Source organism: Methanobrevibacter sp. (genome assembly GCF_045120835.1).
GTDB lineage: Archaea > Methanobacteriota > Methanobacteria > Methanobacteriales > Methanobacteriaceae > Methanocatella.
In genome coordinates this window covers 15,090-27,500 of sequence record NZ_JBGVFE010000002.1, presented here as the reverse complement: position 1 = coordinate 27,500, position 12,411 = coordinate 15,090, and the positions used below count along the sequence as shown (strand labels likewise).

Below are 12,411 nucleotides of genomic sequence, written 5' to 3'. Positions count from 1 at the left end.
AAAAAAGGAGGAAAATTTCAAGACTATGCTTGATTTTCCATTTCCTCAAATTTGGCTGGGAAATATGTATCTACTACATATTCAAGACCATATTTTGAGAAAGATTGCTGTTCTGCTTTTTTACCGATTTTAAGCATCTTTTTGATTTCTGTTTGCCAGAATTCGTCTTTATACCTTGGGTCTTTTGCAAGCTCTTTTAATCTCATAACGTCAACGTCTTTGAGTTTATCGGTTGGCAAATCATAATTGATGATATCGGATGCTGTTACTCCAATGAATTTTGCATCAGGAGTTGCAAGATCATGATTTACGTGAGCTAACTTTGCACTTCCGGAAATGATTACCTGTGCAATGTGGAATCCCCAAGGGTCTCCGTCGTTACAGATGTAAACTGGTAAGTTAAGTTCGGTGTTAACTCTTTTAAGGAATCTTCTTGTTGCACGAGCCGCTTGTCCTTTAAGCCCAACAATTAAAGTATTGAATCTTTTATGTGCATTTTCCTGCACCAATCTGTGAAACATTCCCATGGTTTCCACAGCCAATACTTTGTCTACGTTGTGGTCAAGGAAGTCTACCTGATCAATTGTTGGTGAGATGGTATAACCTGATTTTCCGACATTTGCAGCATTAAGCTCCACTTCATCGAAAAGGGTGAGGTCTCCGTAAACTGATGCTCCGTCTTCTTCAGGCATTAAACCTAAATCTTCACGGGTAGTACCTAAACTGACTTCCAAGTCTTCACCGACAATGTTGGATTCTTGCTGTGTTTTAAAACTGATTCCCCAACCTTCAGAAACGTAATACATCTCCCTGATGGTTGCGGTTTTTTCTCTAGCAACTAAATCTTTACAGAAATTGGCAACATAAACCATTTGGCCCAATTTTCTAATTTGTTTTACATTACCCAGTGATCTTCTACCGTATCTGTCACCTAATACATAGTATCTTTTAGCATTATCGTAGACAATGTTTCCAGTACCACGAGATGGTATTTTAAGACTAGGAACTTTGTTTTTTTCTATTTCTTCAATAATTTCCTGGCCCAATCCTTTTAATTTGTTATAGGTGTATTCTTTTCTGGTTTCTTTATGTGATTTTTCTTTTGTTTCTGCTTCACTCATTTAAATCACCTACTCTTCAATACTGTCGTCCATATCATCTTCTTTGAAGTTATCCAGTGTTGATTCGCCAGCATCGACTTTGCGTCCAAATTCATCAACTTCTTCCATGATGATAGCATCAAGTTCTTCTTCTTCCTCTTCTTCTTCAACTTTTTCACCAAGTAACTCGGCAAGAGCCCTTTTTGTTACTTTTGCAAGCACTTCCTGATATTCAGGAACTCCGGTTTCACCAAGTTTGGCAGCTTCTTCAATAATAACTGGAACATAGTCTTCAAATATTTTTGAACGTTTTTCTTTTTCTTTAGCTGCTCTTTTAGCCCTTATATGTTTTTGTAATTTACGAGCTAATTTCATGCTTGCCTGTCTGATTTCGTGAACGATTTCAGGTTCTGGTGATACACTCTGTTTACCTGTTGAAAGATAAGGTACCTGAGTTGAGATAATGTTAACAAATAAAGTTAATGGAGTATTGTCCATGTCTTTTAATCCGTAACGTTTCCAATCAATACTTTTAAGAGCTTCTGTAATTGCACAGCTTCCTGCATCAAATGTTAATGGGACTCTGTTAGCAAATCTCATGATTTCAGATTTTCTTTTTTCATTAACAACTCTTCCGGAATCTCCACCATAAGCGAGACCTGCTTCAATAATGAATGAAACACCTCCGGCATAGGTTACAGGCTTTCTTGTGATTGTTGCTACAAACTCCGGTTTAAGAATCTGCTTCATACCCTTTTCAATCTGTTCGGATCCGATAGGTATAAGTCCGTCAGTTGGCGGAGCCATGAATTTCATTTTCTTGAAACAGTGTACAATTGCTTCCGCTTCTGGGAAAGTCATGTCTCTTGGGCGTTTGTTCATGTCAATTCCAGTCATTTCGGCGATTTCATCAGCTCTTTTATTTGACATTCTTGACATTGAAGATGTTAACATGCTTTTGTATCTTCTGCTGTCGGTATTTTGAGCCATGGTCATTAAATCGTCTGCACTTACTCCTTTAGGGTGAGGCAAGACTTCTTTTGGTTGAACTGGAACAACGTCTGCTGCTCTTTTAAATATGTATTTGTGTCCGGACGGATCTCTGAATGTGATTTTTGCATGTGGGTTTCCAATCATGGTTCTTCTGATGTATTCAAAAGCACCCTGTTCAGCAAGTGAGTAGGAAACATCTTTAAATTGCAGTTCAATACATACACCAGTTGATTCGGCAGGATAATCTTCTCTTTCCATTAAAATTCCACGGTTGTTTTTCACATCCATCTGGAATTTCATTTTCACGCCTTTAATTTCGCCTCCCTCTTTGTAACAGGAGATTACGCGAGCAGGTTTACCGGTAGTCATTTGTGATAATAGCACACAACCACTACAACCTAAACCCTGTTGTCCTCTGGACTGGATATTTCTGAATTTGGAACCTGCAAACATCATACAGTATACTTGCATCACATAGTCTTCGGGAATTCCCGGACCGTTATCCTTATGTCTTAAGATATAATGTTCTTTATCAACACGTTTCAATTCGATGTCAATGTCCGGCAGGATTCCGGCCTCTTCACATGCATCGAAACTGTTTGTAATCAATTCGTGGAATACGATTGTTAATGAGCGGATTTTACCTGTAAATCCCAACATCTGCTTGTTTTTTCTAAAGAATTCAGATGGAGTTAATCTTTGAAAATCTTCTTCCCAATCTACTCCTAATTGTTGTTGAGCCAAAATTTTTCCTCCTTGTTTTTGGTATGTTTAAATTTATTATGTTGGTTATATTTAAATAAAATGAGAGAGAGCATTTGAAAAGTAATATTCATACCCTACCCTATCTATCTTGTTTAAATATATAAAAAAATAATAACTTAAAAACATGTAGAAAATATGGTATTTACACTACACTATCTATATATGTAGGTTAAAGTATATAAAACTTTTTAAGTATTAACCTAATTTTTGTAGTGATGTGCCATTAAAATTGATTTCACATGGAATATTTCTTTGATTGTGATTTTTTTACTTAATTTCCCAGAACATAGTAAAAGTCAGAAAGCGTGTTGAAAACACTAATACTATAGCTGAAAAATATAATCTTAAATAGGTATCTTGTGGAATGGAGAATCAATGACTTGCCCGTATAAGAATTAATGTTTGATTTTTAGGAGATGATTCTCCTAATAATCTTTTTCATCAAAGTCAATGCCGTCCCTGAATTCGATTTTATCATCATCAATTCCGACGAGATCTTTGAACTCTCTCATTTTCAAATCTTCTTTTTTATGCTCTAAAAATCCGTAAACGGATTTGTGTCTTGATCCGTTCAATATCATTTCGATGGCTTCTTTTGCAACTTGGATATTGTCCATTTCACCGATAAGTGAAACGGTCTTTCCATAAATTGCCATGTCAACTTCGGCCATTTCCATTATGATTTCACGTGTTTTTCCGTCTTTTCCAATAATTCTGCCTTTATGTCTTGCAAGGGCTTTTTTGGATTTACCAATGTATAATGGTAAACTTATTACTTCCAGATAAATGTCATCGCTAACGAGTTTAAGCGCCACTTCTGGGTTGAACCCTCGTGCCACTGCTTTAACAATATGATTTGCATTCCAGACTCCTAATGGGTCTTCCATATCTTCTCTTGGTGTGATATAAACTGTGCCTTCATCACTATCAATGTCTAGTATGGTTCCAGTTGCTTTTTCAATGGATTTTTTAACATTCCCATTGCTTCCAATTAATGCCCCCACTCTGTTTTGAGGTATTTTCAAATAATCTGTTTCTGGCATAATATCACCTTATTGATAATAGTTATTTAATTTAAAATGTTTAAATATTTTGATTATATGCGAAATTGTTATGAAGATTAGTTTCCAATAGAAATTGTCGAATTCTGATTATCTAATAAAAAATATTGAAGTTTCGTAAAATTTCTATAGCTCGAAATTGAAACTTACGGTTGTAAATTTCATGCCGCTGTCACGTATTTTTTTAGATTTTATGTCGACATCTCCGTATTTCTTTAAGAAAGTATTGATCTCACTTGAAACGGAGTGGTAGTTTTTTCTGTCGTAAACCCTATAATTTCCCATGAATTTAACAGTTTCATTTTTATTCAGGACATTTACTTTGTCCATTCTGAATGACTCGTTGTTCTTTTCTAAAACGGTGTTTACTTTGGTTACTATCTCTTCTTTGATTTTCTCTTTTTCTTCAGGTGTAATCATGTTATTTTCCTCCATATTCTGTAAAAGTGTGTTACTCTTTTTTAATTATTTTATTTTCCCATGTTGTGAATTTGTATCCGTTTTCATCCGGTTCAATATTTTCCATCGGCACTAAAGGCACTTTACCAAGGCCAAGAGGAGAATTGTATACGTATGTCGGTTTGCACATGCCGCTTGTTCTGCCTTCCAGATGCTTCATGATTTCCAGGCCTTTGGAGATGTCGACCTGAAAATGTCTTGTGCTTTTAACATCTTTTGGGTGGAACAGGTAATATGGAATTACACGATACTTCTGCAATTCTTCATTGGTTTTTTGAATGCAATATTTGTCGTCATTGATATTATGCAACAATACCATCTGATTTCTTACGAGAACTCCATTGTCGACCAATATGTCAATTGCCCTGACGGCTTCCGGTGTAATCTCACATGCATGATTGAAATGTGTTGAAAGCTGAACCCTATATTTTCTAAGCAGCAGAGCCAAATCTTCATCAATCCTGAATGGAAGAGTTACCAATGTTCTTGTACCTATGCGGATTATTTCAACATGGTCAATATGGGATAGCTTATCAAATATGTATTCTAATCTGCTATTGGATAATAGCAATGCGTCGCCTCCGGTAACCAACACTTCCCTTATTGTAGGGTTATTTTTTATGAAGTCTATTGATTCATCAATGTCTTGCTTGGATGTATGCTTGTCAAAGTTGCCTATTAATCTTCGGCGTTGGCAGTGCCTGCAAAACATTGGGCAGGCATTGGTAACGTTAATAATCAGTTTGTTGGGATATCTTCTGGTGATTTTTCCTGAAGGATTTGACTGCTCTTCGTTCATCGGATCCAATTGTCCGGATTCATCGAATTCCTTAATGTCAGGAATTGACTGTAACCTTATTGGACAATGAGGATTGTCAAAATCAATCAGTGAAAAGTAATAGGGAGTTATTGCAAATCTGTATTTTTCACTAACCATTTTTATATTTTCATATTCCTCATCTGTAAGGTCAACATATTTTGCAAGCTCGTCTACATCACTAATACGATTTTTTAATTGCCATTTATAGTCGTTCCAATCCTTTTCGTTTGCATTAAGTTCTTTTAGAATTTTATTTTTATTGTTGAGATATAATCTTTTAGAAAATCCGCTAAATCCAGTTCTGACTTCTGATTTATGTATTATATCATCAATAGCGATTTTATCTAGTTCTTCTGAACGAATTAATGATTTTTTTCTATTGATGTTTATACTATCGACTCCATTATAATAATTTAAGTATAATATAATTATATTTTGTTTAGTTAAATATGTTTTTTGTTTTAGCAACCTTTTTTTGGTGATGTTTTGACCAAACATTTCATGGTTTGCGAATAGATATTTGAAAAAATCATGAAAGAAATATTAAAAAGTCACTTCCAGTGGAATTAATTTATTTCACCGTTTTTTCGCTTAACCAATTAAAATAAGAAAATAATCATTTCTTCAAGTTGTCTAAAACTTTGGAGCGATATATTCCCAGACTTCTTCAAAGCTGGTTTTAACACCAAGTTTGCTATATTCCTTTACAAGCGTGTTAATGTCTCTTTCGAGTAATTCCTTTGAAATCGGATTATCCAATACTACGGATTGTGAAACGTCAATGATTACCGGTTTTTCATCTAAATTCAGGATATTATAATTTGATAAATCCCCATGAACTAATTTTGCTTCATTTACAAATCTTTTTAGCTCAACCAATAGAATATTCCAAAATTCATCCGGGTTTTGTGGAGGTTGGTTTCTCACTGGTTGGGCAGGGTTTCCATCCTCATCTCCAATGAATTCAATCAATAAAACATTATTTGAACTGGTAATTGGTTTTGGAACATTAACTCCGGCATTGTGTAAGCGAGTTAAGTTTTTAAACTCTTTTGTAACCCAGGAATAGATGATTTTTCTTTTATTTTTTGTTTTGACGTTAAATCTCGGATCTCCTTTAAGGTAATAATCCATTTTTTTAAAATCAGATGTTGCAATCCTATAAATTTTAACTGCAACGAATTTTTCATCGTCAGTTATGCCGGTAAGCACATTGGCTTCTTTGCCGGTACTTATGGCACCATTTAAAATGTCAATGAATCCCTGATTGGCTAATTTGTATAATGTTTCTAAAGTAATTTTGTCAAAAATTTCATTTCCGGTCTTTCGTTCAGAATTGTCTTTTCTTCGCTTTTCGGAATGAATTTTTTCGTGCTTTGCATCTGCTTTAGCTACTTTAGGATCCATCAAAATCAAAAAAAATAAATGCTAAGACTACATTTTTAAGTAGCCTTTTCTTTCAAGCCAGTTGGACTCGGTTTTTGTGTATCTCCAAATTACATCTGCCTTTTCATCAGATTGGAAATCCCAAGGTTTTACTAGAATGACATCTCCTTCACGAATCCAGATACGTTTTTTCATTTTTCCAGGAATTCTGGTCATTCTAATATGTCCATCAGCACAACGGACTTTTAATTTTCCGTGTCCCATAATTTGTTCAACTACGCCAGGTATTTCTCCTTTTTTAGGAGTCCTTACTCTTCTATATTCTTGTTGTTGGTTGTTATTAGGCTTAGACAAATACTCTCCTCCAAAATAATAATATTATCTCCATAAGATTAAATTATTTATATTTATATGAATATATTATATATTAATTTATTGATTTTTTATGTAAGATGATGAATATGGGAACTGAATTTTTAAAAATTAAGGAATGCGATGAAGCTATTGACATTATTCAAAATTTATTTGACGAGAACTTAAAGCCCCAAAGTGAGGAAATTTCAGTGGATGAGGCTTATGGCAGAATATTGTTTGAGGATGTTTACTCCAGAATGGATTTTCCCCCATTTGATAAAGCATTAAAGGATGGATTTGCGATTCTTTCAAGTGACAGTTTTGGAGCGTCAGAGGAATCTCCGAACGCTTTGGAAGTCATTGATTTTCTGGAAGCCGGTTCCACCACAGATAAAAAAGTTGAAAAAGGAAAATGCATTGAAATCAGTACAGGTGCTGCAATGCCTGAAGGTGCTGATGCTGTCGTGATGGTTGAGTATGCTGAAAAGGAAGAGGGAATGGTTAATCTATTTACTACAGCAACACCTACTCAGGACGTTGCCAAAAAGGGTTCTGATATTGAACAGGGCAAATTAATACTTAAAAAAGGAGACTTTTTAAATCCTGGAAAAATTGGAGTTTTGCTCTCTCAGGGTTTTGAGACAATTGAAGTATATAAAAAGCCTAGTGTAGGAATTCTTTCATCCGGAAATGAGATAACCCTTCAGGGAGAAAATCTGGAATACGGCAAAATCTATGATGTTAATGGCGGAATGATTAAAAATGATGCAGTATCCTGCGGAAGTGACGCTCACTTTTTAGGAGTTATGAGAGATAACTATGATGAGGTTAAGGAAAAAATCGTCAATTCCCTAAAGGATGTGGACATTTTATTCTGCTCTGGCGGAACTTCAGCCGGACTGGGAGATGTATTGAAGCATGTTTTGGATGAACTTGGCGAAGTTTACATTCATGGAATTTCAGTCCAGCCGGGAAAACCAACAATCGTCGGTGTAATTGATGGCAAAATTGTAATTGGACTTCCTGGAAATCCGGTTTCAGCATTAATGATATTCAATGCATTTGTGGCTGAACCTTTAACAAAACTTGCAGGAATCGATAAAGACTTTGAGATGGAAACTCATAAGGGTAAAATAACTAAGAGAATCCACTCACAAGTTGGAAGAATGCAATACCAATTGGTTAAAGTTGATGGTGAAAAGATTCAGCCGATATTTAAAGATTCAGGAGCTATCTTCTCGTTATCTACTGCTGACGGATATGTAAAAATTCCAAAACTGGTTGAGTTGGTTGATGAAGGCGAGGAAGTCGAAGTTTATTTATTTAATTAAAATTAAAAATTTAAGATATAGGTGTAACTATGGATTATGAAGTAAAAGTAATTCCAGAACAAAAATTGGGAGTAATTAACTGCAAAACTCCAATTGAAGATTTAGGCATATTCCTTTCCATATTGATGGGTTGGGTTGATGCTGAAGAAATTGAAACCGATGGGGATCCATTCATTGTTTATTTCTCACCAAGACACGAAGTTAACCAAGGGGATGTTGTTTATGATGTAAGCATTGCAATAAAACAGGATGCTGAAGAAACAGACAGAATTCGTGTTGTGGATATGATTGAAAATAAGGTGTTGGCAGCAAGGCACTTTGGTTCAACTGAAAATATTATGGATACCTATGCGCAATTAGTCGAGGTTGCCCAAGCAAATAATTATGACATAATCGGATCTCCTAAGGAGGTTCTCATTAAAAGTTTCCACAATTGTGATGATGAAGATGAGTTTATAACTGAAATCCAATTGCCGATTATTGAGATGTAGGTGGTATTATGGCTAAAAAAGAAGTTGATATTGATGAAGAAATCGAAAGAATTGCTCGTCAATCCAATTTTAGAATTAGAAAATCAGAATATTCTTTTGATAAACGGATATCCAGATTGGATAACGAAATTGACAGGGTATTGAATCAGAAAATCAAAGAATTTGATGAAACTAAAAAATCAACTCAGGATTACCTTGAAATTGAGCATAAACATGATACAGTAAACAGATATAGAGAAAAATTGAAAAAAATCTAATTTTTCTCAAAACCTTTTTTTTTTAAATCAAAATTTATTCGGATTACTGGCCGACCACTCTTAGGTTATGAACCAACAATTTCGGAATGATGAATGACCCGTATTGTTTTACCTCACTGTTCAGGCCTTCAACCGTTTTCATTAATTCAAAAATATTTCCTGACAGCATTGCTTTATTGATAGGCTCGCCCAACTCTCCATTTTCTATTTTAAATGCATTGCTTGCTTCAACCGAAAAGTCTCCGGAAATAGGATTTGCAGTATGGGCTCCCAAAACGCTTGTTGTCAAAACCCCTTTATCAATTTCGGATAAATCCTTCATTTCACTAAATTTAAATTCCAAATTGGTTGGCGAAATTGAAGGTGCTGTGAGATATGATTCCCTTATTCCATTTGAAGTTGTTTCAACGCCTTCCGTATTTGCAGTGTAAATGTCATAAATAAATGAGTTTAAAACTCCTTCTTTTATCAAATCGGTTTTTTGAGATGCGCTTCCTTCTCCGTCACATTTTGATGTGCACATTCCTTTTTCAACTAATGGATTGTCTGTAATTGTTAATTCTGGACTGGTTATATTTTCTCCTAATTTTCCTTTCAAAATGGACCTTCCTCTGCTCACATTTTCCCCATCAAAAGCACCTAAAAATGTACTCAACAGTCCAATTGCGGCATAATAGTCAAGAACAACATCATAATCATTTGTTTCAACAGGTTTTGTATCAATCGAACTTTTTGCAAGATTGCATACTTCTTCAGCCAATTTTTCACCGTTCAAATCTAAAAATCTTGAAGACTGGGAATTGTATGCAGTTGCAATTTGCCCTTCTTTTTGAAGGGTTACAGATAAACCGATGCCAAATCCTGTTCCTCGATTTTCAATTGAAACGCCGTTTGAATTGACAATTAGTGATCTTCCGCCGCTTGCACTAAAACCGGAACCGGTTACTTCACATCCGCTATCGATAACTGTATCAATTGAACTTTTCAATAGTTCAACGGATTCGTCAAGGCTTAAGTTATCAAATTTGTTATCATAAACTTTTTTAACGTCCTTAACTTTTTCTGCTTCAGCAAAAGCGTAATTTTCATCAACTTTGGTCAATTTTGTGTTTTCAATAGCTTTTAAACCTGTTTCAGCTATTTTGTCCAAGTTTGATGTAAATGCAAAACCTTGTTTGTTGTCTTTTAATACTCTAACTGCAAGGCCCAATTCTATTTCTTCTTTTGCAAAGTTCAATTCCTCTTTAAGTGAATCCAGTTCAATAGTTTTTGTTTCATCAATAAAAATCTCGTAAGCATCACATTTATTTTCGATAATTCTTTTCACGTCTTCTGAAATTTCATATATCATATTATCACTACAGGGCAAATTTTTCAATGGCTTCAGCTACGCCATCACCAAAGTTTTTCTCACAAACGTATGTGCTAATCTCTTTAAGTTTGTCATCAGCATTTCCAACGGCGATTTTGTAACCTACTTCTTTCAGGAAATCCTCATCATTTTGGCTGTCTCCGATTGCCATGACATTTTCCATATTTATTCCGTTTCTTTCATAGAGATATCTAAGTGAAGTTCCCTTATTCACTCTCTTATCAGTAATGTGGAGTGCAAAACCGCTGTCATAAATTTCAAGTTGGTTTAAATATTTAAAATCGTTTAATGCCTCTTCCAGTTCTTTTTTATCAAGAGTCTTATAGAATACGGTTTCGGTTAGTCGGTACATATTGTCATGGGATGCATGCTTGTCGAATTTATCGCCCAGTCTTTCTTTCAGGTGTTTTTCTGCAGAACTGACAAAGTCTCTTTCAACCATTGTTTCAACTTCATTGTCATTTTCACCTTCTTTGAAGACGATTCCTCCATTTTCAGCAACCAGTCCTCCGCTGCAGCCTATTAGTACTTCTGCGGCATATGCATAATTAACCACGTTTCCAGTCACGATGGTAGTCGGAATTCCCTTTGATTCCGCCTTTCTTAAAGCTTCAATTGCGGAAATGCAAATCTTCCTTTCATTGTCAGTGATTGTTCCGTCAATATCTACAGCTATCGCTTCAATTGCCATATTATCACCTTGAATATCTATGGGCAATATTGCATGTTCCCTCTTTACTTACCATACATGCTCCGATTGGGTGAAGAGGATTGCATGCTTTTCTAAATAGTTTGCAGTCTTCAGGTCTTGCAAGGCCTCTTAAAATCGGTCCACAGATACATCCTTTTGGAGCTTCATTAACGTCCTTAACTTCAATGTCATATTTTTCACGGGCATTGAAGTCGCTGAATTCCTTTTTAACTTCAAGGATTGAATCAGGTATTTTTGGAAATCCTCTCCATTCTCTTGAACCTACTTCAAATACTTGATTCATCATTTCGACTGCAACTTCATTTCCTTCTTCTTTGACCGCTCTTTTGTATTCATTTTCAATTTTCGGTGTTTCATTGTGTATTTGCCTTAAAATCATATAAACTGACATTAATATGTCTAGCGGATTAAATCCTGCTACCGCTTGAGGAATTCCGTAATCTGTTGAGAAGTATTCGAATGGTTTGGTTCCAATAATTGTACAAACATGTCCAGGTTGAATTAAAGCGTTCAAGCTTGTTTCACCGGAATTAATTAAAAAATCAATCGCAGGCGGGATTAATCTGTGGCATGAGAGTACTGAGAAATTTTCGGGAGGGGTTGAAAGCAGCTCGGCAGCTGTTGTCGGAGCGGTTGTTTCAAAACCTGCTGAAATAAATGCAACATCATTGTCCACTTTTTCAGCAATTTCAATAGCCCTGTTAATACCGTAAACTACTCTGACATCTCCGCCTTCAGCTTTAGCATCTGCAAGGGATCTTTCAGAACCCGGAACTCTTAACATGTCTCCAAAAGTGGTAATTGTCACTCCTTTATCAATAAGTTCCAATGCTTCATCAATTTCACGGGATGGAACGACGCATACAGGACAACCTGGTCCGGCAATGATCTCCACTTCCTCCGGAAGCAGACTTCTAATTCCATTTTCCATAATTGTATGTTCATGAGAACCGCACACGTGCATTATTTTAACGGGTGTGGCTAAATCGTTAATCTTGTCCAATATCTTTTTTGAAATTTCTTTCATACTCATTTTAACACCGAAGTTTTAATAATTATATTTAAATTCGTATTGGTAATAAATATTATCTATGCCTTATAACTGAAGAAACTTTTTCTATTTGGAAATATCTGGTGTCATCTATTTCATATATGGAATATTCCTCATAGGCAAAATCAGAATAACTCTCTATTGACTTAAAATCTTTGAATTCAAATGCGGATATGCATCTGCAAGTAAAAGTAGAAAGGTTATTCCAGCAAATGTTTTCATTTTCATATTTTTTTGCCTCATTTTTCATGATATCAAA

Annotated in this window: 14 protein-coding genes; 3 read left to right on the top strand and 11 right to left on the bottom strand. The window is 35.3% G+C overall.

Annotation, left to right across the window (positions count from 1 at the left end):
• Nucleotides 1-23: 23 nt before the first annotated feature.
• The 7 genes from ACJMLO_RS00290 to eif1A all read right to left on the bottom strand — a co-directional run bounded on the left by ACJMLO_RS00290 (nucleotide 24) and on the right by eif1A (nucleotide 6,938).
• Nucleotides 24-1,121 (bottom strand): DNA topoisomerase IV subunit A, encoded by a 1,098-nt coding sequence (locus tag ACJMLO_RS00290; RefSeq protein ID WP_405292774.1) that lies wholly within the window; start codon nucleotides 1,119-1,121, stop codon nucleotides 24-26.
• Between the two features lie 9 nt (nucleotides 1,122-1,130).
• Complete coding sequence (gene top6B / locus ACJMLO_RS00285) at nucleotides 1,131-2,837, bottom strand: DNA topoisomerase VI subunit B (RefSeq protein WP_405292772.1); 1,707 nt, start codon at nucleotides 2,835-2,837, stop codon at nucleotides 1,131-1,133.
• A 446-nt stretch (nucleotides 2,838-3,283) separates the two neighbouring features.
• Nucleotides 3,284-3,901 carry a KH domain-containing protein gene (locus tag ACJMLO_RS00280; protein WP_405292770.1) on the bottom strand — a complete coding sequence of 206 codons (618 nt, stop codon included), beginning with the start codon at nucleotides 3,899-3,901 and terminating at the stop codon, nucleotides 3,284-3,286.
• A 144-nt stretch (nucleotides 3,902-4,045) separates the two neighbouring features.
• Nucleotides 4,046-4,339, bottom strand: a complete 294-nt coding sequence (locus ACJMLO_RS00275) for a hypothetical protein (protein WP_405292768.1) — start codon at nucleotides 4,337-4,339, stop codon at nucleotides 4,046-4,048.
• 31 nt (nucleotides 4,340-4,370) lie between these two features.
• Nucleotides 4,371-5,696 carry a KamA family radical SAM protein gene (locus ACJMLO_RS00270; protein WP_405292766.1) on the bottom strand — a complete coding sequence of 442 codons (1,326 nt, stop codon included), beginning with the start codon at nucleotides 5,694-5,696 and terminating at the stop codon, nucleotides 4,371-4,373.
• A gap of 135 nt (nucleotides 5,697-5,831) precedes the next feature.
• Complete coding sequence (locus tag ACJMLO_RS00265; RefSeq protein ID WP_405292764.1) at nucleotides 5,832-6,605, bottom strand: serine protein kinase RIO; 774 nt, start codon at nucleotides 6,603-6,605, stop codon at nucleotides 5,832-5,834.
• A gap of 27 nt (nucleotides 6,606-6,632) precedes the next feature.
• Nucleotides 6,633-6,938: a translation initiation factor eIF-1A gene (gene eif1A, locus ACJMLO_RS00260; RefSeq protein ID WP_292600781.1), complete on the bottom strand. Its 306-nt coding sequence runs from the start codon at nucleotides 6,936-6,938 to the stop codon at nucleotides 6,633-6,635.
• 107 nt (nucleotides 6,939-7,045) lie between these two features.
• Between eif1A and glp the strand changes: the two genes are divergently transcribed.
• From glp to ACJMLO_RS00245, 3 genes are read left to right on the top strand one after another with little or no spacing between them, the layout of a single operon-like run.
• Complete coding sequence (gene glp / locus ACJMLO_RS00255; RefSeq protein WP_405292762.1) at nucleotides 7,046-8,269, top strand: gephyrin-like molybdotransferase Glp; 1,224 nt, start codon at nucleotides 7,046-7,048, stop codon at nucleotides 8,267-8,269.
• Between the two features lie 29 nt (nucleotides 8,270-8,298).
• On the top strand, nucleotides 8,299-8,760 hold the full coding sequence (locus tag ACJMLO_RS00250; RefSeq protein ID WP_405292760.1) for a GyrI-like domain-containing protein: 462 nt from the start codon (nucleotides 8,299-8,301) through the stop codon (nucleotides 8,758-8,760).
• Between the two features lie 8 nt (nucleotides 8,761-8,768).
• Complete coding sequence (locus ACJMLO_RS00245) at nucleotides 8,769-9,017, top strand: hypothetical protein (protein ID WP_405292758.1); 249 nt, start codon at nucleotides 8,769-8,771, stop codon at nucleotides 9,015-9,017.
• A gap of 43 nt (nucleotides 9,018-9,060) precedes the next feature.
• On the opposite strand, the gene ACJMLO_RS00240 is transcribed toward ACJMLO_RS00245, so the two are convergent.
• The 4 genes from ACJMLO_RS00240 to ACJMLO_RS00225 are packed head-to-tail and all read right to left on the bottom strand — an operon-like array spanning nucleotide 9,061 to nucleotide 12,402.
• Complete coding sequence (locus tag ACJMLO_RS00240; protein ID WP_405292756.1) at nucleotides 9,061-10,368, bottom strand: TldD/PmbA family protein; 1,308 nt, start codon at nucleotides 10,366-10,368, stop codon at nucleotides 9,061-9,063.
• Nucleotides 10,369-10,375: 7 nt separating this feature from the next.
• Nucleotides 10,376-11,080 carry a phosphoglycolate phosphatase gene (locus tag ACJMLO_RS00235; RefSeq protein ID WP_405292754.1) on the bottom strand — a complete coding sequence of 235 codons (705 nt, stop codon included), beginning with the start codon at nucleotides 11,078-11,080 and terminating at the stop codon, nucleotides 10,376-10,378.
• A gap of 4 nt (nucleotides 11,081-11,084) precedes the next feature.
• Nucleotides 11,085-12,128 carry a hydrogenase formation protein HypD gene (hypD, locus tag ACJMLO_RS00230; protein ID WP_405292776.1) on the bottom strand — a complete coding sequence of 348 codons (1,044 nt, stop codon included), beginning with the start codon at nucleotides 12,126-12,128 and terminating at the stop codon, nucleotides 11,085-11,087.
• 58 nt (nucleotides 12,129-12,186) lie between these two features.
• Nucleotides 12,187-12,402, bottom strand: a complete 216-nt coding sequence (locus ACJMLO_RS00225; protein ID WP_405292752.1) for a hypothetical protein — start codon at nucleotides 12,400-12,402, stop codon at nucleotides 12,187-12,189.
• Between the last annotated feature and the right edge of the window lie 9 nt (nucleotides 12,403-12,411).